Source organism: Herbiconiux gentiana (genome assembly GCF_024978135.1).
GTDB lineage: Bacteria > Actinomycetota > Actinomycetes > Actinomycetales > Microbacteriaceae > Herbiconiux > Herbiconiux gentiana.
Window position 1 is genome coordinate 26,642 of the sequence record NZ_JANTEZ010000001.1, and the last position, 26,047, is coordinate 52,688.

Below are 26,047 nucleotides of genomic sequence, written 5' to 3' on the forward strand. Positions count from 1 at the left end.
GTGACCGCCCGCACCACGGCCGCCGTCCTCGTCGGACGGGCCGTCCGGGTCGCCGCGCGCCTGCGTGGCGGCGGCTCGGCCATCCCCGGCAACATCGCCCTCCGCATCGACCCCGACTTCCTCGAGCGCACCATCGCGGCCATCCCCGACGGCGTGGTCGCGGTGTCGGGTTCGAACGGCAAGTCCACCACCACGAACATGCTGGCGGCGATCATCCGGGCCCACGGCCTGAAGGTCTTCACCAACCCCTCGGGCGGCAACCTGCCCCAGGGCATCGCGTCGGCGCTGCTCTCCGAGGTCTCGCTGGGCGGGCGGCTCGACGCCGACATCGCCATCCTCGAGGTCGACGAGGGCTACGGCACCCGCCTCGCCGAGCTGCTGAAGCCGAAGACGGTGCTGCTGCTGAACATCCAGATCGACCAGCTGAACCGCTACCACGAGCCCGATCGCGTCGCCGCGATGCTGGCGCGGGTGGCGGCGACGTCGACCGAGGGGCTGATCCTCAACCGGGAGGACAACTTCCTGGTCGACCTCGACACGCGCATCCCCGCGTACTCCGGTCGCGCGGTGTCGTTCTTCGGCGGTGTGCCCGAGCTCGTCGAGCCCGCCGGCCACGGTGTCGCCTCGGCCGACCGCTTCGGCGACGTCGGTGCGAAGCCCGGGTCGCGCCCGGCCGCGGTCGAGGTGGTGGCCCTCACCGGCAACCGTGCGACCCTGGCCATCGAGCCGGACACGCGGATCGAGGTCAAGCTCCCCTCCCGCGGCCTGCACTACGCGCTCGACGCGGCCGGTGCCGCGGCGACCGCCCGCAGCGTGCTCGGCGACCGCTTCCGCCCGGAGCTGGTGAGCCAGGCGCTCGACTCGCTCGCCACCGTGTATGGGCGCGGCGAGCTGCTCGTCGTCGACGGCGAGCAGATCGAGATCATCATGATGAAGAACCCGGCGAGCCTCCAGCTCAACCTCGATTCGCTCGAGTCGGCGCCCGAGCAGGTCTTCCTCGCGGTCGACGAGGGGACCCCCGACCCGTCGTGGATCTGGGACATCGACTTCTCGGCCCTCGACCACGTCGACGGCATCACCGGATCGAAGGCCTGGCAGTTCGCCACGCGTTTCGGCTACCTCGACATCCCCGTCGGCTCGGTCGACCTCGACGTGCGCGCGGCGCTCAAGGCGTTCCTGGCGCTCCCGAAGCCGGCCACCGGACACAAGGTGATGATCCTGAACTACGAGCAGATGATGGGCATCCGCAAGATCCTGGGCTTCAAGGAGCTCGAGGGCGGGGGAGCGGCATGACCGCGGCGACACCGAAGGGGGCCTCGAGAGGCGCTCTCCGCATCCTGCACCTCTTCCCCCGCCTCCTCGGCCTGAACGGCGAGAGCGGCAACGTCGAGATCCTCCGTCTGCGGTCCGAGCGGCGGGGTCTCCCCGTCGAGGTGCTGAGCTACGACGGGCCCGACGACGCGGCGGTGCGCGCCCGGTTCGACGACGCCGACCTGGTGTTCATCGGCAGCGGCCCCGTGTCGGCCGAGCTGATCGCGCATCCGCTCGTCACCGCCGTGGCCGGCGACCTGAGGGCGCTGGCCGCCGACGGCCGGCCGTTCCTCGCGGTGGGCGCCGGGTTCCAGCTGCTCGGGCAGACGGTCACGCTCGAATCGGGCGAGGTGCTCGAAGGCGCCTCCCTGTTCCCCGTCGCCACCCGGCACGGGGGCACCCGTGTAGTGGGCGACTTCGTGCTCGACTCGCCGCGCATCGGCCCGATCGTGGGCTTCGAGAACCGTGGATCCTTCGTCGACGTCGGGCCGCACGGCACGCTCGGTCGCGTCGTCTACGGTCGCGGCAACTCCGAGACCCCGGGCGAGGAGGGCTTCTGGGAGGACAACCTCCTCGGCACCCACATGCACGGGCCGCTGCTCGCGAACAACCCGGCCCTCGCCGACTCGCTGCTCGACACCGCGCGCCTTCGTCGCGGCCTCGAGTACACCGACCCGGCGCCGGAGTCGCTCCGCCTCGTCGACGAGAGTGCCCGCCAGTCCCGCGCCACGATCGCGGCGGCCCCCCTCTCGGAGTAGCCCGCCGACTCGCGAGGAGGTCAGACGTCGATGCGGTCGCGCGAGAGCTTGTCGGAACCCTGGATGATGAATTCCTTGCGAGGGGGGACCTCGTCGCCCATCAGGAGTTCGAACATCCGCTCGGCCACCGCGGCGTCGGCCACGTTGACGCGGCGGAGCGTGCGGTAGCGCTTGTCCATCGTGGTCGAGGAGAGCTGGTCGGCATCCATCTCGCCGAGACCCTTGTAGCGCTGGATCGGGTCTTGATACCGGCGGTTTGACTTCTTCAGCTGCGCCAGCACGCCGTTCAGCTCGGCCTCGGAGTAGGTGTAGATCGTCTCGTTGGGCTTCGAGCCCGGGTTGATCGCGACGACGCGGTGCAGGGGCGGCACCGCCGCGTAGACCCGGCCGTCTTCGATGAGCGGCCGCATGTAGCGGAAGAACAGCGTGAGCAGCAGGGTGCGGATGTGCGCCCCGTCGACGTCGGCGTCGCTCATCAGGATGATCTTGCCGTAGCGCGCGGCCGAGAGGTCGAACGAACGACCCGACCCCGCCCCGATGACCTGGATGATCGACGCGCACTCGGTGTTGGAGAGCATGTCGGCGATCGACGCCTTCTGCACGTTCAGGATCTTGCCGCGGATGGGCAGCAGGGCCTGGAACTCGCTCGAGCGCGCGAGCTTCGCGGTGCCGAGCGCCGAGTCGCCCTCGACGATGAACAGCTCGCTCTGCGCCACGTCGGAGGAGCGGCAGTCGACGAGCTTCGCCGGCAGCGAGGAGGACTCCAGCGCGTTCTTGCGACGCTGGGTCTCCTTGTGCGCCCGGGCCGAGATGCGTGACTTCATCTCGGCGACGACCTTGTCGAGCACGAGGGCGGCCTGCGTCTTGTCGTCGCGCTTGGTGGAGGAGAAGCGCTCGGCGAGCCCCTTGGTCACGACCTGCGAGACGATGTTCCGCACCGCGGGGGTGCCGAGCACCTCCTTGGTCTGCCCCTCGAACTGCGGCTCGGGCAGCCGTACCGTGAGCACGGCGGTGAGCCCGGCGAGCACGTCGTCCTTCTCGAGCTTGTCGGTGCCGACCTTGAGCCGGCGGGCGTTCGCCTCGACGCTCTGGCGCAGGAACTTCAGCAGCCCGGCCTCGAAGCCGGCCTGATGGGTGCCGCCCTTCGGCGTCGAGATGATGTTGACGAAGCTGCGGAAGGCGGTGTCGTAGCCGATGCCCCAGCGCAGGGCCAGGTCGACCTCGCACTCGCGGCGGAGCTCGGTGGGGAGCATGGCCCCCGACTCCGAGAGCACGGGCACCGTCTCGGTGAAGGTGCCGGAGCCCTGGATGCGCCAGACGTCGGTGACGGGGGCGTCGGCGGCGAGGTGCTCCACGAACTCCGAGATGCCGCCCTCGAAGCGGAACGACTCGCGTCGCGGTTCCTCGCCGCGCTCGTCGTCGATCTCGATCGCGAGCCCCGGCACGAGGAAGGCCGTCTGGCGCGCCCGCACGATCAGGTCGTCGGTCTGGAACTCGGCGCCCTTGGTGAAGATCTGCCGGTCGGCCCAGTAGCGCACCCGGGTGCCGGTGACGCCGCGCTTGACCTTGCCGACGACACGCAGCTCGCTCTGCTTCTCGAACGGCGTGAACGGGGCGTCGGGGCTCGGCTCGGCACCGCGATCGTCGAAGACACCCGGCTCGCCGCGGTGGAAGGACATCGCATAGGTCTTGCCGTCGCGGTCGACCTCGACGTCGAGGCGCTCCGACAGGGCGTTCACGACGGAGGCGCCGACGCCGTGCAGTCCGCCGGAGGCCGCGTAGGAGCCGGAGCCGAACTTGCCGCCGGCGTGCAGCTTGGTGAAGACGACCTCGACACCCGAGAGACCCGTCTTCGGCTCGATGTCGACGGGGATGCCCCGGGCGGTGTCGCGCACCTCGACGCTGCCGTCGCCGCGCAGCACGATGTCGATCGAGCTGCCGTGCCCGCCGAGCGCCTCGTCGACGGAGTTGTCGATGATCTCCCAGAGGCAGTGCATGAGCCCGCGCGAGTCGGTGGAGCCGATGTACATGCCGGGGCGCTTGCGCACGGCCTCGAGCCCCTCGAGCACGGACAGATGCCGGGCGGAGTAGTCGGACACAGAGGCCACCGGGTCTCCTTCTGGGGGTCGCGGAGCCGGACCGGCATCCTCGTCAAGGGTAATCGCTGGCGAGGCGCGCCCGGCCGCGCCACACCCGACGCGCGACCGGTCGGTACGCGCAGAGCGAAACACGGTGCATTGGGGCCGACCCCGCAGGGAACAGTGCTTTGATTGCAGATAACCCGATCCGCCCGAGCAGCTTAGGAGCACGATATGCCGTCAATCGCCGACACCGAGGCTGTCTCCGACCTCGAGAACACGTACCAGCTCACCGCAGCCGACCGCTGCGACAGCTGCGGAGCCCAGGCCTACATCCGCGTCGACATGCCGTCGGGTGGCGAGCTGCTGTTCTGCGCCCACCACGGCCGCAAGTACCAGGAGAAGCTCTCCCAGGTCGCGACCGGCTGGCACGACGAGTCGGCCAAGCTGCTCTCGAAGTAGCTGCTGCCGCAGGAGGCAGCCGCAGCCGCGACAGGCAGCAGCCCGTCAGCTCGCCGAGCGCTCCGCTCCGACCGATCCCACGACGCCGCCCAGACCCACTCCCGACGCATCGCGCCGGGCCCCGACCTCGGGGAGGGTCCGGGCGGCGCCGTCGTTGGCGACGGCGAGTGCGGGGGCCGGCCCTGCCCAGGCCGCGGTGAGCACGTCCTCGCCCTTCAGGAATCGGTGGGCCCGCACGCCTCCGGTGGCCCGGCCCTTCGGCGGGAACTCGGCGAAATCCGAGACCTTGCCCGTGCCCGGGTCGGTTCCCGCGAGCGTGGCGGTGCTCCCGGCGATGGTCACGACCACGGCGTCACCCGTGTCGGGCACCGAGCCGAAGAAGATCACCGATGCACCCGCGCCGAGGTTGATGCCCGCCATGCCGCCCGCGGTGACACCCTGGGGCCGCACGCTCGCCTGGAAGAAGCGCAGCAGCTGCGCGTCGGAGGTGATGAAGACGAGCTCGTCCTCCTCGGAGTGCTGAGCGACTCCGACGACGCGATCGCCCGGCTTCAGGGCGATCAGCTCGAAGTCGGGCTTGGCCGGGTAGGCACCCGGAGCGACACGCTTCACGACGCCCTGCGCGGTTCCGAGGGCGATCGGCACCGACGAGGTCAGCGACACCAGTCCGACGATCTTCTCGCGCTTGTCGAGCGCCAGGTAGTCGCTCACCCGCACGCCGGCGCCGAGCTGCACCGAGTTGGCGGGCGCGGCGGGGAGGTCGAGCACGGGCATCCGGACCAATCGGCCCGAGTCGGTGACGGCCCCGACCTCGGAGCGCCGGGTCGTGGTGACCTCGCTGCGGATGGCGTCGTGCTTGCTGCGGCGGGTGCTGACGGCCGGACCCGCCGGGCCGTCCTCGGCCCCCTCCTCCCGGTCGACCCGGAGCACCCGACCCGTCGTGCTGAGGTACACCGTGCAGGGGGAGTCGGCCACCTCGAGCACGGGCTGCGAGCGCCGTGACGCCGGAGCCTGGGGCCGCGCCTCGGTGAGCAGGGTGCGGCGCGGGGTGCCGAACCTCTCGGCCACCTCCTCGAGCTCGTCCGAGACGGCCCGGCGGATGAGCGCCGGGTCGCCGAGCAGGGCCTCGAGCTGCGCGATCTCCTCACGCAGGCGGTCGCGTTCGGCCTCGAGCTCGATCAGCGAGAACTTCGTCAGCCGGCGCAGGCGCAGCTCGAGGATGTAGTCGGCCTGCAGCACGCTGAGCTCGAACACCTCGATCAGCCGGGCGCGGGCGGCCTCGCTGTCGTCGCTCGTGCGGATGACCTGGATCACCTCGTCGATGTCGAGGATGGCGATCAGGAGGCCCTCGACGAGGTGCAACCGCTCGTTGCGCCGAGCCAGCCGGAAGCGGGTGCGACGGGTGACCACGTCGATGCGGTGGTTGATGTAGACGATCAGCAGCTCGCGGAGCCCGAGAGTGAGCGGCCCGCCGTCGACCAGCGCGACGTTGTTGATGTTGAAGCCGTCCTCGAGCGGGGTCAGCTTGTAGAGCTGCTCCAGCACGGCCTCGGGGTTGAAGCCCGTCTTGATGCCGATCACGAGGCGCAGCCCGTGCGTGCGGTCGGTGAGGTCGGTGACGTCGCTGATGCCCTGCAGCTTCTTCGAGGTGACGCCGTCCTTGATCTTGGCGATCACCTTCTCGGGGCCGACCAGGTAGGGCAGCTCGGTGACCACGAGGCCCACCTTGCGGGCGGTGAGGTTCTCGACCGAGACCTTCGCGCGCGTCTTGAAGGCGCCGCGACCGGTCTCGTAGGCGTCACGCACGCCGGCGAGGCCGACGATGGTGCCGCCGCCCGGCAGGTCGGGGCCCGGGATGAACGACATCAGCTCGTCGAGCGAGGCGTCGGGGTGCTCGAGCAGGTAGCGGGCGCCCGCCACGACCTCGATCAGGTTGTGCGGGGCCATGTTGGTGGCCATGCCCACCGCGATGCCGGTGGTGCCGTTGACCAGCAGGTTCGGGATGGCCGCGGGCAGCACGTCGGGCTGGGTGAGCTGGTTGTCGTAGTTCGGCACGAACTCCACGACGTCCTCGTCGAGGTTCTCGACCATCGCCATCGCCGCGGCGTCGAGGCGTGCCTCGGTGTAGCGCGAGGCGGCCGGGCCGTCGTCGAGCGAGCCGAAGTTGCCGTGGCCGTCGACGAGCGGCACGCGCATGGTCCACGACTGCGCCAGGCGCACCAGGGCGTCGTAGATGGCGGTGTCGCCGTGCGGGTGCAGCTTGCCCATCACCTCGCCGACGACGCGGGCGCTCTTGACGTGACCGCGGTCGGGCCTGAGGCCCATGTCGCTCATCATGTACAGGATGCGGCGCTGCACGGGTTTCAGCCCGTCGCGGGCGTCGGGCAGGGCGCGGGAGTAGATGACCGAGTAGGCGTACTCGAGGAACGAGTCCTGCATCTCCGTCGAGACGTCGACGTCGAGGATCTTCTCGACGACGGCTTCGGACGGATCGTTCTTCGCTGCTGTCATTGGATGGTTTCTCGTGGAGCCGCGCACGCCCGGATGCGAGGGCGCGGCAGGAGGTCGTGTGCCAGACTTGGCCGAATGGTCACCATGCTACCGACGCGCGCGGTGGGGGAGCTGACGCTCGCCGACGTGTTGCCGAGTTGCACGCGGGCGCTGGACGGCGAGCCGAACCCGCTCGAGCTGCCGGCGGCCGAGCGCATCCTCGTCGTGCTGGTCGACGGTCTCGGCACCGCTGCGCTCCGCGCCCGCGCGGGTCACGCCCGCACACTGGCCGCCGCGCTGACCAGACGGTCGAGCCTCGTCAGCGGCTTCCCGACCACCACGGCCGCCGCCCTGTCCTCCCTCACGACGGGCACCCGCCCGGGCGAGCACGGCATCGTCGGCTACACCGCGCTCGTGCCCGCGGCCGGTGCGGTCGTGAACCAGCTCTCGGGCTGGTCCGACGACATGCTCCCGGCCACCTGGCAGCGCCGCCCCACCGTCTTCGAGCAGCTCCGCGACGCAGGCATCCCCACGAACACCATCGGGCCGGCCAAGTACGCGAGCTCCGGCCTCACCCAGGCCATCCTGCGCGGCGCCGAGTACGTGCCGGCCGGCTCGATCGCCGAGCGCTTCGCCGCCGCCCGCCGCCTGTTCGATCAGGGCGGCCGGCGCCTGGTGTACCTCTATGTCCCCGAGCTCGACCAGCTGGCCCACGCGAAGGGCTGGGAGTCCGACCGCTGGCTCGCCACCCTCGAGACCCTCGACCAGGTCTACGGCGGCTTCGTCTCGCAGCTGCGCCGGGGCGAGGGGCTGCTGCTCACCGCCGACCACGGCGTCGTCGATGTCCCGGCCACGGGCCACGTGCTCTTCGGCGAGGTGCCGTCGCTCGTCGAGGGTGTGGCCCACGTCGGGGGCGACCCGCGCTGCGTGCAGCTCTACCTCGACCCGAGCCTGTCGGTTCCGGATGCGCGTGCCGCCGCCGACCGCCTCGCCGACGCCTGGCGTGCCGCCGAGGGCTCCCGAGCGTGGATCGCGACGCGCGACGAGGCGATCGCGGCAGGCTGGTTCGGCCCCGAGGTCGACGACGAGGTGCGGCCGCGGATCGGCGACGTGATCGTCGCGGCCCGCAAGCTGGTGGCGTACTATGACGGGCGCGGCGGCGACACCGCGGGGCAGTCGATGATCGGGCAGCACGGCTCGCTCACCGACGAGGAGACGATGGTGCCGCTGCTGCGCGCCGGGGTCTTCGCGCGCTGAGCTGCCGGCGCGCCGACCTGACCGCGCCCCGGCTGGGCGCCGCCGCCGCCTAGGCCGGGTCGTCGTCGCTGCGCGCGCCGAAGACGATCTCGTCCCAGCTCGGCATCGACGCCCGCTGTCGCTTCGCGCGCGGCTGCGGCCCGGTCGCTCCGCGCGCGCCCTTGCCGGCCGGGGCGTCGGCGAGCTCGGCGCCGAGCCCGTCGAGCGGGGTGTCGGTGGCGTCGGGGCCGAACAGGTCGGCGATCTCCTGGGCGTCGTCGCGCTCGGCGATGGCGACCGGCTGGCGCTCGAGCGGGCGGGGCCCGCCGAACACCGGATGCTCGGCGGTCTCCTCGGGCTCGACCGCCGCCGCCTCGCGCTCGCCCCGTCGGCGGCGCAGCGCCTCGAGCAGGTCGGCGGTCTGGTTGTGGTCGGCCGGCTCGTCGTCGGAGCGCTTCACGGCGAAGGCGTCGAAGGGGCGGTTGTCCGAGCGTGCGGCCGCCTCGCGGGAGGGGTCGCGCAGCAGGCGGCTCGCCCCCACCACGGTGGTCGGGGTCTCGGACGGGGCGGGGGTCGCCGCCGCGGGCTCGGGTCGGGCATCCTGAACCGGCTCGGGGCCGGCCGCCGCCTCGAGCGGGTCGAAGGCGCCGCTGTCGAAGCGCTGGCTGTCGTCGACCGACACCGCACGCAGCCGCGGGATGAGCCCCTCGGTCAGCTCGCCGTGCCGGGACAGCGTGGTGGCCTCGTTGTTCAGAGGGGTGAGCACGTGCCGCTTCGGGTCGAACTGCCAGCGGGCGTCGTGCTCGATCTCGCGGGAGGAGAAGGTGAGCTTGACGATCCAGCCCGTCTCGTCCTTCCAGCTGGCCCAGCGCACGTCTTGGGCGGTGAGCCCCTCGAGGCGCTCCTCGAGCGCGTCGCCGAAGGTCGACAGCGGCTCCTCACCGAGCGGGTCGGCGGGGGAGGTGGGCTGCACGGGCACGCGGAGCGCCGAGTCGACCATGAACTGGCGCTCGGCGAGCACCGGACCCTCGAAGCGCTCGACGTACTCCACGTCGGCCCCGGTGAGCTCGGCCACCTCGACGGCCGAGAGACCGGCGCGGATGTGCATCTGGATCTCGCGCGGCGAGACCTTCTTTCCGCCCTGGGCGGACGCGATGCTTGCGCGGAGCCGGGACTGGAGCACGTCGTCGATGACGATGCGGAAACGCTCCCCGCCGTCGCTCGAGACGATCAACGCCCCGTTCTCGACTCCGATTACCGTTAGATCCTGCATGGTGGAAGGCCTCCAGAGGTCACTGTTCGCTGACAGGATGCCACGCGGCACCGCCCGCGACGGGGAATGTTCCGGGCGTGCCGGAAGTTGATGGCCGCGTGAGTATTCATTGCTCATTCGACGGTTTGCTATTCGAGCATCTTTGATGCAAACTAACGCCGCCGATTTGGTTAAACGGCTGTATTCAAGAAGTGGATGGGCATGGCGACTGATTACGACGCACCGCGCAAGACCGATGACGACTCGGACTCGATCGAAGCGCTGAAGGAGCGAGTTCCGGACAAGATGTCCGGCGTCGTAGATGTCGATGACGCCGACAACCCGGGTGGGTTCGAACTGCCCGGAGCCGACCTCTCCGACCTCGACCTGGATGTCGTCGTCCTGCCCCCGCAGGCCGACGAGTTCACCTGCGTGAGCTGCTTCCTGGTGAAGCACCGCTCGCAGATCGACCACGAGGAGAAGCTCGGCGCGATCTGCGTGGAGTGCGCCTCCTAGAGGCCCTTCGCGCGAGGCGCGCCTAGCGCACCGTCACCGCATCGATGAGATCGCCGGGACGCCGGCTCGACACCAGCCAGTAGGGTGTCGGGTCCAGCGGATCGGCGATTCGCATTTTAACGACCGGCTTCACCCAACCCCTGATGCAGAGGTAGGCGCGGGCGTCGAGACGCTGGCCGCGTTCGGCGGTGGCCTCGGCGCCGTCGAAAGCCGTGCATCCGCCGAGAAGATCGAGGGCGATGGATGCTCGGCCGACCCTCAGCCGGCCCCCCGCCACCTCGATCACCGGCGCGGTCGCGATCAGCACGACGAGCACACCGGCGTAGAGCACCAGACCGACGGCCGTGCCGACGACGAGCCCGGGCACCGCGGTCACCGGAGCGAAGACCAGCATGCTCGCCGGGATGACGAGGGCGGTGGCCACGAAGACCCAGAGCGACGGGGTGAGCCGTTCCCGATAGTTCGACATGCCTCTATTCGATCATCCTTTGCACAAGGGGCCCGACAGCCCGGTGGTGGATGCCCTAGCCTCGACTCGTGACTTCCACCACCGAGATCCTCATCACCGCGCCCGAGGTGCCGCAGTACGCCCACCCGGGCGACGCCGGGGCCGACCTCCGCTCGGCCGAGGCGTTCACGCTCGCCCCGGGGGAGCGGCGGCTCGTCGGCACGGGTGTCGCCATCGCGCTGCCCGACGGCTTCGCCGCCTTCGTCGTGCCGCGCTCGGGGCTCGCTGCGAAGCACGGCATCACCATCGTCAACGCACCGGGCACCGTCGACGCGGGCTACCGCGGCGAGATCAAGGTCGCCCTCCTCAACACCGACAGCGCAGTGCCGTACGATATCGCCGTCGGCGACAGAATCGCGCAACTGATCGTGATGCCGGTGACGCGAGCCGTCTTCGTGCCCGTCGAGACGCTCCCCGGGAGCGATCGCGGGCAGGGCGGCTTCGGCTCCACCGGATACTCGTCGCCCACGAACGGAAACCAGTCATGACCGACAACGAACTCGTTCCAGAAGAGCCCACCGAGGGCGAGCTGGCGACCACCGACGACGACGCGGCCGAGGTCGTCGACCGCGACGCCAAGTCGGCGCCCGCCGACCGCTCGACCGAGGGCCCCTTCGACGCCACCGAGGCGAGCCCCGCCCGCCCCTACGTCGACCTCGGCGGTCTCAAGATCCTTCCCCGCGAGGGGCTGCACCTGCGCCTGGAGGTGGAGGAGGGGACCAACCGCGTCGTCGCGGTGGGCCTCGACTACGCCGGATCGACGCTGCAGGTGCAGGCGTTCGCCGCTCCGCGCTCGACCGGGCTGTGGCACGAGATCCGCGAGCAGATCGAGGACCAGATCCTCAAGCAGGGCGGCAAGAGCACGGCGCAGCTCGGTCCGTTCGGGCCCGAGCTCGTCGCCGGGGTGCCGGCCACCGCGCCCGACGGCTCGCAGGGCATGCGCGTCGCGCGCTTCATCGGCGTCGACGGCCCGCGCTGGCTGCTGCGCGGCGTGATCGCGGGCGAGGCCATCCAGAACCCCACGGCCAAGGCCGCCGTCGAGGAGCTGTTCCGCAGCGTCGTCGTCGTGCGCGGCACGCAGCCGATGCCCCCGCGCGACCTGATCCCGCTGAGCATCCCGAAGACCGCGGCCTCCGGCGGCGCCGCGCCGGCCGCCGGCTGACCCCGTGAGCGAGCCGGAGCGTCAGCCCACCTTCCACGAGGCCTTCGCCCAGGCCGCCCGGAACGCCGGCATCGGTCAGGTGAAGCCGGGGGAGACCCCGTCGGGCTCGTCGCTGCTGCGCGCCATCGGCGGCGTGCGCGGCCTGATCGAGTCGATCCTGCCCGGGCTCGCGTTCCTCGTGATCTACACGGTCACGAAAGACCTGGTGCTCGCCGTCGCCGCACCGGTGGCCGTCTCGGTGGTCTTCGTGATCGTGCGCCTGGTCACCCGCAGTGCGCCGATGCCGGCCATCGCGGGTCTCCTCGGGGTCGGCGTCTCGGCGGCGCTGGCGCTGTTCACCGGGCGCGCCGAGGACAACTTCCTCGTCGGCATCGCGATCAACACGGTCTGCCTGATCGTGCTGCTCGTCTCGCTCGTGATCCGCCGGCCGCTGATCGGCGTGATCGTCGGGCTGCTCGCCAACGACCCCGCCGGGTACCGCACCGACCCCGCGAAGGGCCGGGTCGTGCTCGTGGCCACCTGGTGCTGGGTCGGGCTGTTCGCGGCCCGGCTGCTGTTCGAGCTGCCCCTCTACTTCGCGGGCGAGACCACGCTGCTGGGGTCGGTGAAGCTGATCATGGGGGTTCCGCTGTACGCGGGCCTGCTCTGGGTCACCTGGCTGCTCGTGCGGGCGGCGTACTCGAAGCCGGCGGCCGCCGACCCGGTGCCGACGGAGACGGCCGAGTAGTGACCGCGCCGGGGGAGCGTGTCGGTGCGGGGGAGGCGCCGGGGCTGAGCGACGAGGAGGTCGCCGAGCGCGTCGCCCGCGGGCAGACGAACGTGCAGGACTCCTCGCTCTCGCGGTCGGTCTCGAGCATCCTGAGGGAGAACGTGCTGACGTTCTTCAACGGCATCCTCACGGCCTGCTTCATCGCCGTGCTGCTGCTCGGCGACCTCGGCGACGGCCTGTTCTTCGGCATCGTCGTCGTCAACTCGCTGATCGGCATCGTGCAGGAGCTGCGTGCGAAGCGGAGCCTGGAGCGCCTGGCCCTGCTGTCGGCCCCCGAGACCGCGGTGCGCCGCGGCGGAGCGGTCGTCGTCGTGCGCCCCGAGCGCATCGTGCTCGATGACCTCATGCTGTTGCGGCCGGGCGATCAGGTCACGGCCGACGCGACCCTCGGCAGCGCCAGCGACCTCCTCGTCGACGAGTCGATGCTCACCGGCGAGTCCGAGCCAGTCGCCAAGCACTCCGGCGACAAGGTGCTCTCCGGCTCGCTGGTGGTGTCGGGCACGGCCGAGGCGACCGTCACGGCCGTGGGGGCCGACTCCTACGCCAACACGCTGACGCGCGAGATCAAGCGGCACTCCGTGGTGTACTCCGAGCTCAGGGCCGCCACCACGCGCATCCTGGTGTACCTGACCTGGCTGCTGCTGCCGGTCATCGCCATCGTCGTGATCGGGCGGGTGATCGCCTACAGCGGGGACGGCACCACGCCTGAGGACTTCCGGCAGGCCGGGATCGACACCGTGGCCGCGGTGGTGGGCATGATCCCCGAGGGGCTCGTACTGCTGACGAGCCTCGCCTTCGGTGTCGCGGTGATTCAGCTCGGGCGCCAGAAGGTGCTCGTGCAGGAGCTCGCCGCGGTGGAGGTGCTGGCGCGCGTCGACGTGCTCTGCCTCGACAAGACCGGCACCCTGACCACCGGCGAGATCGGCTTCGAGCGGCTCGTCACGATCGAGCAGCCGCCCGGGTCGCCGCCCTTCGGTGACGCCGAGCTCGACGCCGTGCTCGGGCTGATCGCCCACGACGTCGCCGCCAACCAGACCGCGCTGGCGCTGCGCCCGCACTACGGCGACGACGGCGGCACGGTGGTGGAGCGGCTGCCGTTCAACTCGCGTCGCGCCTTCAGCGCCGTCACCTTCGACCGCGACGGCCGTCGCGAGACCTGGCTGCTCGGCGCACCCGAACGGCTGCTCGAGGGGTTCCCGGATGCCCTGGCCGCCGCCCAGGGCATCGCCTCCGGTGGCCGGCGGGCGCTCGCGCTCGGCCGCGGCACGGGCACGGCCTCCGACTACGCCGAGCGGGTCACCCCGGGCGAGGGGTTCCGGCCCGCGGCGATCGCGGTGTTCCACGAGACGGTGCGAACGGATGCGCGGCCGACGCTCGACTACTTCGACGAGCAGGGCGTGCGGGTCGTCGTGCTCTCGGGCGACAACCCGGTCACGGTCGGTGCGATCGCGGGGGAGCTCGGCCTGCCCGGCCAGGCGCAGGACGCCTCGACCCTCGTCTCCGACGAGTCGCTGGTCTCGGCGCTGAGCGGAACCAGCGTCTACGGCCGGGTGGCCCCGGAGCAGAAGCGACGGGTCGTCCATCAGCTGCAGGCCGACGGTCACACCGTCGCCATGACGGGCGACGGGGTCAACGACGCCATGGCGGTCAAGGACGCCGACCTCGGCATCGCCATGGGCAACGCCACTCCGGCGACCCGGGCGGTGTCGCGCATCGTGCTGCTCGAGGGCCGATTCGACCGGCTGCCCACCGTGCTCGACTACGCCCGGCGGGTCATCGCGAACGTCGAGCGGGTGTCGAACCTGTTCCTCACCAAGACGGTCTACGGCATCGTGCTCGCCGTGGTGGTGGCCGTGCTGCTCTGGCGCTTCCCGTTCCTGCCGCGGCAGATGACGCTGGTGTCGACGCTCGCGATCGGCATCCCGTCGTTCTTCCTCGCCCTCGCGCCGAACCGTCGGCGGTATCGGCCCGGCGTGCTGAAGCGCATCCTGAGCTTCTCGATACCGTCGGGCCTGATCGCCTCGGCGGCCGTGATCGCGTCGTACGCGGTGCTGAGCGCGCTGCTGCCGCTCGACGAGACGCGCAGCCTCGTGACGATCACGCTGTTCATCGTGTCGCTCTGGGTGCTGAGCGTGCTCGCCCGGCCGCTGTCGCGCGCACGGCTGGTGCTGATCGGCTCGGTCACGCTGACCTTCGCCGTGTCGTTCGCCGTTCCGCTCGCGCGGGACTTCTTCGCGCTGGAGGTGCCCGGGCTGCCCGGCCTCGCCTACGCGGTCGGCGTCGGCGTGCTGGGCGCGGGCGGCATCGAGCTCTGGTATCGGATCGCCCGCTCGAAGGGGCTCGTGTCCGACCGCGAGTAGCGCGGCGCTGGGGGTATATTTATCTCGACGTCAAGATAAATCGTCTCGACGTGAAGCGGTTCGCGGGGGCCCGTCGTTAGGGTTCCCTTGCTAGCCATCCACCCCTCTCACGCACGAAAATCGACGTGAGTCAGCGAAGGTGAGGTCGACGTGTCGGCAGTCAACAGTTTCGGTTCGAAAGACACCCTGAAGGTCGGTGATGCCTCTTACGAGGTGTTCCGCATCGACCAGGTGCCGGGCCACGAGAAGCTCCCGTTCAGCCTGAAGGTGCTGCTCGAGAACCTCCTCCGCACCGAGGACGGTGCGAACATCACGGCCGAGCACATCTCGGCGCTCGGCGGCTGGGTTCCGACGGCGGAGCCCGACACCGAGATCCAGTTCACGCCCTCGCGCGTGGTCATGCAGGACTTCACGGGTGTGCCCTGCATCGTCGACCTCGCCACCATGCGCGAGGCCGTCAGCGCCCTCGGCGGCGACCCGGCGAAGATCAACCCGCTGGCGCCCGCCGAGCTCGTGATCGACCACTCGGTCATCGCCGACCTGTTCGGCACCGAGAACGCCCTGCAGCGCAACGTCGAGATCGAGTACGAGCGCAACGGCGAGCGGTACCAGTTCTTGCGCTGGGGCCAGACGGCCTTCGACGACTTCAAGGTCGTGCCGCCCGGAACGGGCATCGTGCACCAGGTCAACATCGAGTACCTGGCGCGCGTCACCTACACCCGTGAGGTCGGCGGCGTGCTGCGCGCCTACCCCGACACCTGCGTCGGCACCGACTCGCACACCACCATGGTCAACGGCCTCGGTGTGCTCGGCTGGGGCGTCGGCGGCATCGAGGCCGAGGCGGCCATGCTCGGTCAGCCCGTCTCCATGCTCATCCCCAAGGTCGTCGGCTTCAAGCTCTCGGGCTCCATCCCGCCGGGCGTCACCGCCACCGACGTGGTGCTCACCATCACCGAGATGGTGCGCAAGCACGGCGTCGTCGGCAAGTTCGTCGAGTTCTACGGCGAGGGCGTCGGCCAGGTGCCGCTCGCGAACCGCGCCACCATCGGCAACATGAGCCCTGAGTTCGGCTCGACCGCCGCCATGTTCCCCATCGACGACGTCACCCTCGACTATCTGCGCTTCACCGGCCGCAGCGAGGAGCAGGTCGCGCTGGTCGAGGCGTACTCGAAGCTGCAGAAGCTCTGGCACGACCCGTCGCAGGAGCCCGAGTTCAGCGAGTACCTCGAGCTCGACCTCAGCACCGTCGTGCCGTCCATCTCGGGCCCCAAGCGCCCGCAAGACCGCGTGGAGCTCAGCGTCGCGAAGGAGACCTTCGTGCGCGACCTGGCCGACTACGCCACTCAAGACCTGTCGCGGGTCGACGCCGCGGTGGAGGACACCTTCCCGGCGTCCGACCCCATCGGCTTCACCCCGCAAGACGAGGACACGGCCCACGAGGTCTCGCACTCCCACGTCAGCCACGCCCCGGGCGACCTGTCGAAGCCCACGCGGGTCGAGACGCCGTCCGGCGACAGCTACACGCTCGACCACGGAGCCGTCGCGGTGGCCGCCATCACCTCGTGCACCAACACCTCGAACCCGAGCGTCATGCTCGCCGCAGGCCTCCTGGCGCGCAACGCGAACAAGCTGGGCCTCAAGGCGAAGCCGTGGGTCAAGACCACGCTCGCCCCGGGCTCGAAGGTCGTCACCGACTACTACGCCAAGGCCGGCCTCACCGACGACCTCGAGGCCCTCGGCTTCTACACCGTCGGCTACGGCTGCACGGTCTGCATCGGCAACACCGGTCCGCTGATCGACGAGGTGAGCGCGGCCATCAACGACAACGACCTGGCCGTCACCGCGGTGCTCTCGGGCAACCGCAACTTCGAGGGCCGCATCTCGCCCGACGTGAAGATGAACTACCTCGCGTCGCCGCCGCTCGTCATCGCCTACGCCCTGGCCGGGTCGATGAACTTCGACTTCGAGGTCGACCCGCTGGGTCAGGACTCCTCGGGCAACGACGTGTTCCTGAAGGACATCTGGCCCGACGCGGCCGAGGTGCAGGCGACGATCGACTCGTCGATCGACACCGCGATGTTCGACCACCAGTACTCGAGCGTCTTCGAGGGCGACGAGCGCTGGCGGTCGCTGCCGACGCCCACCGGCCCCACCTTCGAGTGGGACGCGCAGTCGACCTACGTGCGGAAGCCCCCGTACTTCGAGGGCATGACGATCGAGACCACCCCGGTCACCGACATCGTCGGCGCCCGCGTGCTGGCCAAGCTCGGCGACTCGGTCACCACCGACCACATCAGCCCCGCCGGCAACATCAAGGCCGACAGCCCCGCCGGCCGCTACCTCGACGAGCACGGCGTCGACCGCAAGGACTACAACTCCTACGGCTCGCGTCGCGGCAACCACGAGGTGATGATCCGCGGCACCTTCGCGAACATCCGGCTGAAGAACCAGCTGCTCGACGGTGTGGAGGGCGGCTACACCCGCGACTTCACCCAGGAGGGCGGCCCGCAGTCGTTCATCTACGACGCCTCGCAGAACTACCAGGCCGCCGGCACGCCGCTGGTGATCTTCGGTGGCAAGGAGTACGGCTCGGGCTCGTCGCGCGACTGGGCGGCGAAGGGCACGTCGCTGCTCGGCGTCAAGGCCGTCATCGTCGAGAGCTTCGAGCGCATCCACCGCTCGAACCTGATCGGCATGGGCGTCGTGCCGCTGCAGTTCCCGGCCGGAGAGAGCTGGGCGTCGCTCGGCCTCGACGGCACCGAGATCGTCTCGATCGAGGGCATCGAGGAGCTGAACTCGGGCACCACTCCGAAGACGGTGCGCGTCACCGCCGAGCCGAGCGAGGCGTCGGCTCCCGGCAAGGAGACGGTCGCGTTCGACGCCGTGGTGCGCATCGACACCCCCGGTGAGGCCGACTACTACCGCAACGGTGGAATTCTGCAGTACGTGCTGCGCAGCCTGGTCTGATCGGAGCTGGACGTGAGCGGCGGGCGCTTCGGCGCCCGCCGCTCTGCCGTCTCCGGAGCGGCGTTTTTGGGCGGCGTTTCCGGGCCGTGTTGACGGCGAATCCAGCTGGGCGTGGGAAGGTGGTAGCTATGAGCCTGCTCGAACAGATCCGGGGTCCGCGTGACCTCGACGGCCTCTCCGTCGAGGAGCTCGAAGTGCTGGCGGCCGAGGTGCGCGCGTTCCTCGTGGCCGAGGTCTCCAAGACCGGCGGGCACCTGGGGCCGAACCTCGGCGTCGTCGAGACGACCATCGCCATCCATCGGGTCTTCGACTCCCCGCGCGACGCCATCGTGTTCGACACCGGCCACCAGTCCTACGTGCACAAGATGCTCACCGGCCGGCAGGACTTCTCGATGCTGCGCCAGAAGGGCGGCCTCGCCGGCTACCCGCAGCGCTCCGAGAGCCCCCACGACGTCGTCGAGTCCTCGCACGCGTCGAGCTCGCTGTCCTGGGCCGACGGCATCTCCCGCGCCTTCGAGATGACCGGTCAGACCGACCGCCACGTCGTCGCGGTCGTCGGCGACGGGGCGCTCACGGGCGGCATGACCTGGGAGGCGCTGAACAACATCAGCGACGACAACTCCCGCAACCTCGTGATCATCGTGAACGACAACGGCCGCTCGTACGCGCCGACCATCGGCGGCATGGCGCGATACCTCAACGGCGTGCGCACCGCATCCAAGTACCAGCAGCTGCACCAGTCGAGCCGCCGCCTGTTCGACCACTTCGGGTCGCCCGGCCGGGCCATCTACCGTGGCGCGCGTGGTGGCCTGCACGGCTTCCTCAGCCGTCTCACGAACAACGCGGCGCTCTACGCGAACCTCGACATCAAGTACGTCGGGCCGGTCGACGGGCACGACGTCCGCGCGATGGAGGAGGCCCTGCGTCAGGCGAAGGACTACGCGGCTCCGGTGATCGTGCACGCCATCACCGAGAAGGGCCGTGGCTACGAGCCCGCTCTCGCCGACGTGGCCGACCAGTTCCACGCCGTCGGCCAGATCGACCCCGAGACGGGCGAACCGATCGGCTCCTCGGGGGCTCCCTCGTGGACGGGCGTCTTCGCCGACGAGATCGTCGCGCAGGCCGAGAACGACCCGACCATCGTCGGCATCACGGCGGCGATGCTGCGCCCCACCGGGCTGCACAAGTTTGCCGAGCGCTTCCCGTCGCGGGTGCTCGACGTCGGCATCGCCGAGCAGCACGCCGTCACCTCGGCCGCGGGTCTCGCATTCGGCGGCCTGCACCCGGTCGTCGCGCTGTACGCCACGTTCGTGAACCGGGCGTTCGACCAGATCCTGATGGACGTCGGGCTGCACCAGGCCGGCGTCACGTTCGTGCTCGACCGGGCCGGCGTCACCGGGCCCGACGGGGCGAGCCACCACGGCATGTGGGACCTCGCGATCCTCCAGGTCGTGCCGCGCATCCGTCTGGCCGCCCCCCGCGACGCCGAACGCCTGCGCGAGGAGCTGGCCGAGGCCGTCCGGGTCACCGACGCGCCGACGGTCATCCGCTTCCCGAAGGGCTCCGTCGGCCCCGAGCTCGTCGCGCTCCGCCGCACCGGCGACGGGGTCGACGTGCTGCGCGAGGGCGAGTCGAAGGACGTTCTGATCGTGGCCGTCGGCACCATGGCGACCATCGCGCTCGACGTGGCCGAGCTGCTCGCCGAGCAGGGCATCGGTTGCACCGTGGTCGACCCGCGCTGGGTCGTGCCCGTGGCGTGGAGCATCATCGAGCTGTCGGATGCGCACCGCATCGTCGTGACGATCGAGGACGGTGTGCGGGTCGGTGGTATCGGCACGCGCATTCGTCAAGACCTCCGCGAGGCCGGCGTCGACACCGCGGTCACCGAGCTCGGGCTGCCCGACGAGTTCCTCGAGCACGCGACCCGCGAGCAGATCCTCGAGCGCGTCGGCCTCACGCCCGCCCAGATCGCGGAGGACCTCGTCGCCCAGGTGCGCGGCAACAAGATCCCGATCGCGCGCCCCGTCGACTCCCGCCCGGCCTCGACCGGCCCGGCCGACACGGGCTCGACGCCCCTCCACCCCGCCAGCCGCTAGGCGTCGCGAGCGCTGCGTCTCTGCGTAGCAGCGGTCCGGTGGTCCGCGGGGTAACGGTCGTCGGCTGCGGTGGCCCGCTCAGCGGCGGGGCATCGCGTACGTCGTCGTGATCGCGCCACTCGGATGCACGTGCGTGCCCGCGGCCGCCAGGACGCCACTCGTGGCGGCGATGGGCAGCAGCGGGGTGCCCGCTCCGAGCACGACCGGCATCGTCGTCAGCACGATCTCGTCGATCAGCCCCGCGTCGGCCACCTGGGCCGCCACGTGGCCGCCGCCCACGATCCACACGTCGCGCCCGGCCGCCGTCTCGAGCCACTGCGCGTGCAGCGCGGAGACGTCGCCCCGCGCAAACCGCAAGGCGCCCGCCTGCAGCTCGCCGACTTGGGACTCACCGTGCTGCAGCTCGCCCGACTGCCGCTCGCCCGACTGCAGCGCGACAGGTGGCAGCTCGGGGAGCGGGAGCGGGCGACTCGTCAGAACCCACGACACCTGCTCCGGGTAGGCCCAGGGCCCGCCCTCGCCGAGCAGGAACTCGTAGGTGGCCGACCCCATCACGACGACGCCCACCTCGGCGAGGAAGGCGTCGTACTCGGCCTGGAACTCCTCGAACCCGAACTGCAGCAGCCACCTCAGCCCGCCGTCGCGATCGGCGATGAACCCGTCGATCGACGCCGCCACGTAATACCTCGTCTTCCCCATGCCCCGAGAATACGAGCGGCCACCGACACCCGGGGGTGCGGTGGCCGCTTCGTGGGGGAGTGCCGTGGGGCTACTCGACGCCCTTGATGAGGGGGTGGTGGAAGGTGTCGCCGAAGGCGCGCTCCGAGGCCCCGACGCGGTCGAGGTAGGGCGTGAGGCCGCCCATCTGGAACGGGTAGCCGGCGCCGAGGATGAGGCAGAGGTCGATGTCCTCCGCCGCGTGCACGACGTCGTCCTCCAGCATGCGGTGCACCTCGTCGGCCAGGCCGTCCTCGACGCGGCGGGCGATCTCGTCCTCGGTCATCGGCGTGCCGGTGCCCTTCGGCGGGGTGACGATCTTGACCGCGGTCTTGTCGAAGCCCTTGATCTTGCCCTTGTCGTCGCGGTCGAAGATGCGGCCGTGCTCGGCTAGCCGGTGGAGGTTCGCGCTCTCGAAGAAGCGGTCGGGGAATGCCGCGTGGTGCGTGTCGAGCACGTGCGCCCCCACCTTGAGGCCGACCAGCTCGAGCAGCTCGAAGGGGCTCATCGGCAGACCGAAGCGGTCGAGCGCCCGGTTCATCACCTCGAACGAGGTGCCGGTGTCGACCGCGTGCATCGCCTCGCCCAGCACCTTGGCCAGCACGCGGTTGACCACGAAGCCGGGGGTGTCGCGCGTGATGACGGCCGTCTTCTTCAGCTTGGCCGCGACGGCCATGGCGGTCGCCAGGGTCTCGTCGGAGGTGGCCGGGGCGTTCACCACCTCGATCAGCGGCATCACCGCCACCGGGTTGAAGAAGTGGAAGCCGACGAGCCGCTCGGGGTGGGCGAGCTTCGCACCGATCTGCTCCACCGACAGCGACGAGGTGTTGGTGGCGAGCACCGCGGTGTCGGAGATGTGCTTCTCGATCTCGGCGAACACGTCCTGCTTCACGCCGAGCTCCTCGAAGACCGCCTCGATCACCCAGTCGGCGTCGGCGAAGTCGGCCTTGTCGGTGGTGCCCGAGACGAGGGCGTTCAGGCGGTTCGACTCGTCGTGCGAGATGCGGCCCTTCGCCAGCAGCGCGGCGATCTCGTCGCGGATGTACCCGAGACCCTTGTCGACCCGCGACTGGTCGAGGTCGGTGATGACCACGGGTACCTGCAGACGGCGCACGAACAGCAGCGCGAACTGCGAAGCCATCAGCCCGGCCCCGATCACACCCACCTTGGTGACCGGGCGCGCCAGCGCCTTGTCGGGGGCGCCGGCCGGCTTCTTGGCCCGCTTCTGCACCAGGTTGAAGGCGTAGATGCTCGCACGGAACTGGTCGCCGGCGATGAGCTCGGCCAGCGCCTCGTCCTCGCGCTCGAAGCCCTCCTCGGGTGTGCCCGACTTGGCGGCCTTCAGCAGGTCGAGGGCCCGATAGGGCGACTTCGCCACGGTGCCGATGCGCGACTCGAGCATCTTGCGGGCGATGCCGACCGCGGCGTCCCACTTCACCAGGCGCTCGACCTTGCCCGGCTCGTTCGGGCGCTTGACCTTGACGGCGCCGGTGAGCACGCCGTCGGCCCACTTCAGCGAGTCTTCCAGGTAGTTGCCCGGCCCGAAGATGGCGTCGGCGATGCCGAGGTCGAAGGCCTCCTGGCCCTTGAGGGTGCGGTTGTTCTTCAGCGGATTCTCGATCACGACCTTGAGGGCGTTCTCGATGCCGATCAGGTTCGGCAGCAGGTAGGCCCCGCCCCACCCCGGGATGATGCCGAGGAACACCTCGGGAAGCGCGAGCGCCGGCGTCGACGAGTCGATCGTGCGGTAGTCGGCGGCCAGGGCCACCTCCACCCCGCCGCCGAGCGCGAGCCCGTTGATGAACGCGAAGCTCGGCACGCCGATCTTCTTCATCTCACCGAAGGCGTAGTGCCCGAGCTGCGCCATCTTGCGCGCGGCGTCTCTGCTCGGGATCTCGCCGACCTTGCTCAGGTCGGCTCCGGCGGCCAGGATGTAGGGCTTGCCGGTGACCGCGACGGCGTCGATCTCGCCGGCGGAGGCGCGGGCGCGGAGCCCCAGCAGCGTGTGCAGGTACTCCAGCAGCCCGACCGGGCCGAGCGTGTTCGGCCGGGTGTGGTCGCGCCCGTTGTCGAGCGTGATCAGCGCCAGCGTCTTGCCGCTCGGCAGCGGTACGTCGCGCACCAGTGAGTGGGTGACGACCTCGTCGACCGAGAAGGCCTCGAGATCGGAGAAGTCGATGCTTGCGTAGTCGGTCATCGTGCGGCCTTCGCCTTCTTGTTCCAATTCGGGTTCTCCCAGATGACGGTGCCGCCCTGGCCGAGGCCCACGCACATGGCCGTGAGACCGTAGCGCACCTCGGGGTGCTCCTCGAACTGTCGCGCGAGCTGGATCATCAGTCGCACGCCCGACGAGGCGAGCGGATGCCCGAGCGCGATCGCCCCACCGTAGGGGTTCACCCGGGGGTCGTCGTCGTCGATCGCGAAATGGTCGAGGAAGGAGAGCACCTGCACGGCGAACGCCTCGTTCAGCTCGAACAGGCCGATGTCGTCGATCGACAGCCCGGCCTTGCGCAGCGCCTTCTCGGTGGACGGCACCGGGCCGATGCCCATGATCTCGGGCTCGACGCCGGCGAAGGCGAACGAGACCAGACGCATGCGCACGGGCAGGCCGAGCTCGCGGGCCGCGCTCTCGCTGGCGATCAGCGAGGCGGTGGCGCCGTCGTTCAGGCCCGAGGAGTTGCCCGCCGTGACCCGACCGTGCGGCCGGAACGGGGTGCGGAGGCCGGCGAGGCCCTCCATCGTGGTCTCGGGGCGCGGTGCCTCGTCGCGCGTGGCGAGCCCCCAGCCCTCACCGCTGCGGATGGCGACCGGCACCAGGTCGGGCTGGATCTGCCCGGCCTCGTAGGCGGCGGCGACCTTCTGCTGGCTGCGCAGCGCGTAGCGGTCGGAGCGCTCCTTGGTGAGCTGCGGAAAACGGTCGTGGATGCGCTCGGCCGTGTTGCCCATGTTGAGCGCCTCGCCGCTCACGAGCCGCTCCGCGAGGAAGCGCGGATTCGGGTCGGCGTTGAACCCCATGGGGTGGCGACCCATGTGCTCGACGCCGCCCGCGATGGCGAAGTCGTAGGCACCGAAGGCGATCGCCCCCGCCACCGTGGTGACGCTCGTCATGGCGCCGGCGCACATGCGGTCGATGGCATAGCCCGGCACCGAGAGCGGCAGGCCCGCGAGGATGGCGGTGGTGCGGCCGAGGGTGAGCCCCTGGTCGCCCTGCTGGGTGGTCGCCGCGATGGCGACGTCGTCGATGCGGTCTTTGGGGAGCTGCGGGTTGCGCTCCAGCACGCCCGTGATCGCCTTGACCGCGAGGTCGTCGGCGCGGGTCTGCCAGTACATGCCCTTCTCGCCCGCGCGCCCGAAGGGGGTGCGCATTCCATCGACGAAAACGACTTCAGTTCTTTCGGCCACAATGCCTCCTGGTTGGGAACGTCTCGATCGTAGAGCGGGCCCCCGACAGCCAGGAATCGTTTGATTCTTCCTACGAATCGGCTTTCTCGGCCGGATCGGCGCTTTGGTGGGGTTCCACAAAGGCTTGCAGGATCGGCTGTGCAGTCAGTTCAATCTGCCACGGCCGCGCGCCGAGCTCGGCGAGGTCCTCCGAGAGGCTCTCGAGCGTGAGCGGCTCGGGCGGGTTCCACGCGACGCGGCGCAGGAAATCGGGGGTCAGCAGGTTCTCGAGCGGGATGGCGCGCTCGACGGAGAGCTCGGTCAGGGCCGTGCGCGCGGTCTTCAGCCGCGCATCCGCCTCGGGGTTGCGGTCGGCCCAGCTGCGCGGGGGAGGGAGGGTGTCGGTGGCCCGGCGCTGCACGGGGATGTCGTCGCTCGCCAGGGCGCGCTCGATGGCGGCCCACCAGCGGTCGATCTCGCTGCGGCTGGCCCGCCCCGAGAACTGCTTGAGCGAGGCGAGCTCGCGGCGCGAGGTGGGCAGGGCGCGGGCGGCGACCATGAGAGAGGAGTCGGGGACGAGCCGGCCCGGGGCGGTGTCGGTCGCGCGGGCCAGCTCGTCGCGGGCGAGCCAGAGCTCGCGGGCGGCCGCGAGATGGCGGTCGGCCCGCAGCGCCGAGATGCCGGTGAGGCGGCGCCAGGGCTCGGCGAGCGGCGGCTTGTCCTCCTTGGCGACGACGGCGGCGAACTCCTGCGCGGCGATCTCGAGCTTGCCCTGCTCCTTCAGCAGCACGGCCATCGAGTCGCGCAGGTCGATCAGCAGCTCGACGTCGAGGGCGGCGTACTCGAGCCACGAGGCCGGGAGCGGCCGGGTCGACCAGTCGGCGGCCGAGTGCTCCTTCGCGAGATGGATGCCCAGCAGCTCCTCGACCACGGTGCCGAGACCCACCCGGGGGATGCCCAGCAGCCGGGCCGCGAGCTCGGTGTCGAAGACGGTGCTCGGCTCGAGACCGACCTCGCGCAGGCACGGCAGGTCTTGGCTGGCGGCGTGCAGCACCCACTCGACGTCTCCGATGACCGACTGCAGGGGAGCGAACTCCTCGATGGCGGGCGGGTCGATCAGGAAGGTGCCGGAGCCGCGCCGGTAGAGCTGGATCAGGTAGGCCCGCTGGGAGTAGCGGAAGCCGCTCGCGCGCTCGGCGTCGACCGCGACGGGGCCGTGGCCCTCCGCGAGCGCCTCGACCGCGTCGTGGAAGTCGTCGATCGTCGAGATGACGGTGCGCGCCGGAACGGCGATGGGGGATGGTGCCGGTGTTTCGATGGGGTCCTCAGTCACGTCGTGCTCGCCTGGTCTGCAGCATCGTCACCCCGTCGACCACAGGGGGGAGGCCGGCCAGCATGCACAGCAGTTCGCTCCAGCCCTCGACGTGGGCCTGGATGTTGTGGTCGGTGGGGGTCCAGGATGCCCGGAGCTCGATCTGCGCCCCGTCACCCTGCGCCTGCAGCTCGCCGAAGCCGGTCGAGATGATCTTCGTGGCGGTGCCCGAGGCGTTCAGGTAGTTCGCGCCGCGCGCGTCGAGCGCGTCGACGAGCCATGACCAGGCGACGTCGGCGAGGAACGGGTCGAGCCCGATCTCGGTCTCGAGCGGCGCCTGCGCGAAGCAGACCACGCGGAACTCGCCGCCCCACGCCTCCGGCCGCTCCTCGTCGTGGAGCAGGATGAACCGTCCGGTGCCGAGCTCGGAGTCGGCGCCGTGCCGGGCGGGGGTGACGTCGGCGGCGAGCGCCACCGCGTTCGGGGCCAGGTTGCCGGGGGCGGGGATCTCGTGCACGACGAGCTCCTCGCGCGTGTCGGCCCGGCGCAGCGAGTCGAGCGCCGCACCGAAGGCCGCCGGGATGTCCGGGCTGAAGGGGGAATCGGGCACGTCTGCAGACTAGAGTTCTTTGCGTTCCTCCCGGCGACGGCACGCCGGGTGCCGTCCGAAGG

At 70.6% G+C, this 26,047-nt stretch carries 20 protein-coding genes; 11 read left to right on the plus strand and 9 right to left on the minus strand.

Going from position 1 to position 26,047, the window contains the following annotated elements; translation table 11 throughout:
* Both NVV95_RS00115 and NVV95_RS00120 read left to right on the plus strand, forming a co-directional pair.
* Entirely contained in the window at positions 1 to 1,293 is a 1,293-nt protein-coding gene (locus NVV95_RS00115; RefSeq protein WP_259484519.1) for a MurT ligase domain-containing protein, read from the plus strand.
* Positions 1,290 to 2,069, plus strand: a complete 780-nt coding sequence (locus NVV95_RS00120; protein WP_259484520.1) for a type 1 glutamine amidotransferase — start codon at positions 1,290 to 1,292, stop codon at positions 2,067 to 2,069. The genes NVV95_RS00115 and NVV95_RS00120 overlap by 4 nt, the downstream gene beginning before the upstream one ends.
* Positions 2,070 to 2,089: 20 nt before the next feature.
* Here NVV95_RS00120 and NVV95_RS00125 read toward each other — a convergent pair whose 3' ends face one another.
* A complete protein-coding gene (locus NVV95_RS00125) occupies positions 2,090 to 4,177 on the minus strand; it encodes a DNA gyrase/topoisomerase IV subunit B (protein ID WP_259484521.1) in 2,088 nt (695 codons plus the stop codon).
* A 204-nt stretch (positions 4,178 to 4,381) separates the two neighbouring features.
* Here NVV95_RS00125 and NVV95_RS00130 point away from each other — a divergent pair, with 204 nt between their 5' ends.
* The gene (locus tag NVV95_RS00130) at positions 4,382 to 4,609 is read left to right on the plus strand and encodes a DUF7455 domain-containing protein (RefSeq protein WP_259484522.1); all 228 of its coding nucleotides are present in this window, start codon (positions 4,382 to 4,384) and stop codon (positions 4,607 to 4,609) included.
* 45 nt (positions 4,610 to 4,654) lie between these two features.
* Here NVV95_RS00130 and NVV95_RS00135 read toward each other — a convergent pair whose 3' ends face one another.
* Positions 4,655 to 7,120 (minus strand): DNA gyrase/topoisomerase IV subunit A, encoded by a 2,466-nt coding sequence (locus tag NVV95_RS00135; RefSeq protein WP_259484523.1) that lies wholly within the window; start codon positions 7,118 to 7,120, stop codon positions 4,655 to 4,657.
* 75 nt (positions 7,121 to 7,195) lie between these two features.
* Here NVV95_RS00135 and NVV95_RS00140 point away from each other — a divergent pair, with 75 nt between their 5' ends.
* Positions 7,196 to 8,356 carry an alkaline phosphatase family protein gene (locus NVV95_RS00140; RefSeq protein ID WP_259484524.1) on the plus strand — a complete coding sequence of 387 codons (1,161 nt, stop codon included), beginning with the start codon at positions 7,196 to 7,198 and terminating at the stop codon, positions 8,354 to 8,356.
* 49 nt (positions 8,357 to 8,405) lie between these two features.
* Here NVV95_RS00140 and sepH read toward each other — a convergent pair whose 3' ends face one another.
* Positions 8,406 to 9,608 carry a septation protein SepH gene (gene sepH / locus NVV95_RS00145; protein ID WP_259484525.1) on the minus strand — a complete coding sequence of 401 codons (1,203 nt, stop codon included), beginning with the start codon at positions 9,606 to 9,608 and terminating at the stop codon, positions 8,406 to 8,408.
* Positions 9,609 to 9,809: 201 nt separating this feature from the next.
* Here sepH and NVV95_RS00150 point away from each other — a divergent pair, with 201 nt between their 5' ends.
* Positions 9,810 to 10,103, plus strand: a complete 294-nt coding sequence (locus tag NVV95_RS00150) for a DUF4193 domain-containing protein (RefSeq protein WP_066038695.1) — start codon at positions 9,810 to 9,812, stop codon at positions 10,101 to 10,103.
* A 22-nt stretch (positions 10,104 to 10,125) separates the two neighbouring features.
* Here NVV95_RS00150 and NVV95_RS00155 read toward each other — a convergent pair whose 3' ends face one another.
* Entirely contained in the window at positions 10,126 to 10,572 is a 447-nt protein-coding gene (locus NVV95_RS00155; protein WP_259484526.1) for a DUF3093 domain-containing protein, read from the minus strand.
* Between the two features lie 68 nt (positions 10,573 to 10,640).
* Between NVV95_RS00155 and dut the strand changes: the two genes are divergently transcribed.
* From dut to dxs, 6 genes are all read left to right on the plus strand, one after another.
* Positions 10,641 to 11,099: a dUTP diphosphatase gene (gene dut, locus NVV95_RS00160; protein ID WP_259484527.1), complete on the plus strand. Its 459-nt coding sequence runs from the start codon at positions 10,641 to 10,643 to the stop codon at positions 11,097 to 11,099.
* On the plus strand, positions 11,096 to 11,773 hold the full coding sequence (locus NVV95_RS00165; protein WP_259484528.1) for a DUF3710 domain-containing protein: 678 nt from the start codon (positions 11,096 to 11,098) through the stop codon (positions 11,771 to 11,773). The genes dut and NVV95_RS00165 overlap by 4 nt, the downstream gene beginning before the upstream one ends.
* Positions 11,774 to 11,777: 4 nt before the next feature.
* Positions 11,778 to 12,500: a DUF3159 domain-containing protein gene (locus NVV95_RS00170; RefSeq protein ID WP_259484529.1), complete on the plus strand. Its 723-nt coding sequence runs from the start codon at positions 11,778 to 11,780 to the stop codon at positions 12,498 to 12,500.
* Positions 12,500 to 14,902: an HAD-IC family P-type ATPase gene (locus NVV95_RS00175; protein ID WP_259484530.1), complete on the plus strand. Its 2,403-nt coding sequence runs from the start codon at positions 12,500 to 12,502 to the stop codon at positions 14,900 to 14,902. Before NVV95_RS00170 ends, NVV95_RS00175 begins: the two co-directional genes overlap by 1 nt.
* Before the next feature lie 150 nt (positions 14,903 to 15,052).
* Positions 15,053 to 17,869, plus strand: coding sequence for an aconitate hydratase AcnA (acnA, locus tag NVV95_RS00180; protein WP_259484531.1), 2,817 nt, complete (start codon positions 15,053 to 15,055; stop codon positions 17,867 to 17,869).
* A gap of 128 nt (positions 17,870 to 17,997) precedes the next feature.
* A complete protein-coding gene (gene dxs, locus NVV95_RS00185; protein WP_259484532.1) occupies positions 17,998 to 19,965 on the plus strand; it encodes a 1-deoxy-D-xylulose-5-phosphate synthase in 1,968 nt (655 codons plus the stop codon).
* A 78-nt stretch (positions 19,966 to 20,043) separates the two neighbouring features.
* Here the strand turns inward: dxs and NVV95_RS00190 are convergent, their stop codons facing one another.
* From NVV95_RS00190 to NVV95_RS00210, 5 genes are all read right to left on the minus strand, one after another.
* Positions 20,044 to 20,664: a dihydrofolate reductase family protein gene (locus NVV95_RS00190; protein ID WP_259484533.1), complete on the minus strand. Its 621-nt coding sequence runs from the start codon at positions 20,662 to 20,664 to the stop codon at positions 20,044 to 20,046.
* A 70-nt stretch (positions 20,665 to 20,734) separates the two neighbouring features.
* A complete protein-coding gene (locus NVV95_RS00195; protein ID WP_259484534.1) occupies positions 20,735 to 22,879 on the minus strand; it encodes a 3-hydroxyacyl-CoA dehydrogenase NAD-binding domain-containing protein in 2,145 nt (714 codons plus the stop codon).
* On the minus strand, positions 22,876 to 24,084 hold the full coding sequence (locus tag NVV95_RS00200; RefSeq protein WP_259484535.1) for a thiolase family protein: 1,209 nt from the start codon (positions 24,082 to 24,084) through the stop codon (positions 22,876 to 22,878). Before NVV95_RS00200 ends, NVV95_RS00195 begins: the two co-directional genes overlap by 4 nt.
* Positions 24,085 to 24,154: 70 nt before the next feature.
* Positions 24,155 to 25,396: a ribonuclease D gene (locus NVV95_RS00205; protein WP_259484536.1), complete on the minus strand. Its 1,242-nt coding sequence runs from the start codon at positions 25,394 to 25,396 to the stop codon at positions 24,155 to 24,157.
* Positions 25,389 to 25,985: a DUF3000 domain-containing protein gene (locus NVV95_RS00210; protein ID WP_173181078.1), complete on the minus strand. Its 597-nt coding sequence runs from the start codon at positions 25,983 to 25,985 to the stop codon at positions 25,389 to 25,391. The genes NVV95_RS00205 and NVV95_RS00210 overlap by 8 nt, the downstream gene beginning before the upstream one ends.
* Positions 25,986 to 26,047: the final 62 nt, after the last annotated feature.

What these genes read in the sequence shown, in the direction of transcription:
- NVV95_RS00150 (WP_066038695.1), top strand. Translation starts at nt 9,810, where the DNA reads ATGGCGACTGATTACGACGCACCGCGCAAGACCGATGACGACTCGGAC.
- NVV95_RS00155 (WP_259484526.1), bottom strand. Translation starts at nt 10,572, where the DNA reads ATGTCGAACTATCGGGAACGGCTCACCCCGTCGCTCTGGGTCTTCGTG.
- NVV95_RS00195 (WP_259484534.1), bottom strand. Translation starts at nt 22,879, where the DNA reads ATGACCGACTACGCAAGCATCGACTTCTCCGATCTCGAGGCCTTCTCG.
- NVV95_RS00135 (WP_259484523.1), bottom strand. Translation starts at nt 7,120, where the DNA reads ATGACAGCAGCGAAGAACGATCCGTCCGAAGCCGTCGTCGAGAAGATC.
- NVV95_RS00130 (WP_259484522.1), top strand. Translation starts at nt 4,382, where the DNA reads ATGCCGTCAATCGCCGACACCGAGGCTGTCTCCGACCTCGAGAACACG.
- NVV95_RS00190 (WP_259484533.1), bottom strand. Translation starts at nt 20,664, where the DNA reads ATGGGGAAGACGAGGTATTACGTGGCGGCGTCGATCGACGGGTTCATC.
- NVV95_RS00165 (WP_259484528.1), top strand. Translation starts at nt 11,096, where the DNA reads ATGACCGACAACGAACTCGTTCCAGAAGAGCCCACCGAGGGCGAGCTG.
- NVV95_RS00140 (WP_259484524.1), top strand. Translation starts at nt 7,196, where the DNA reads ATGGTCACCATGCTACCGACGCGCGCGGTGGGGGAGCTGACGCTCGCC.
- sepH (WP_259484525.1), bottom strand. Translation starts at nt 9,608, where the DNA reads ATGCAGGATCTAACGGTAATCGGAGTCGAGAACGGGGCGTTGATCGTC.
- NVV95_RS00120 (WP_259484520.1), top strand. Translation starts at nt 1,290, where the DNA reads ATGACCGCGGCGACACCGAAGGGGGCCTCGAGAGGCGCTCTCCGCATC.
- dxs (WP_259484532.1), top strand. Translation starts at nt 17,998, where the DNA reads ATGAGCCTGCTCGAACAGATCCGGGGTCCGCGTGACCTCGACGGCCTC.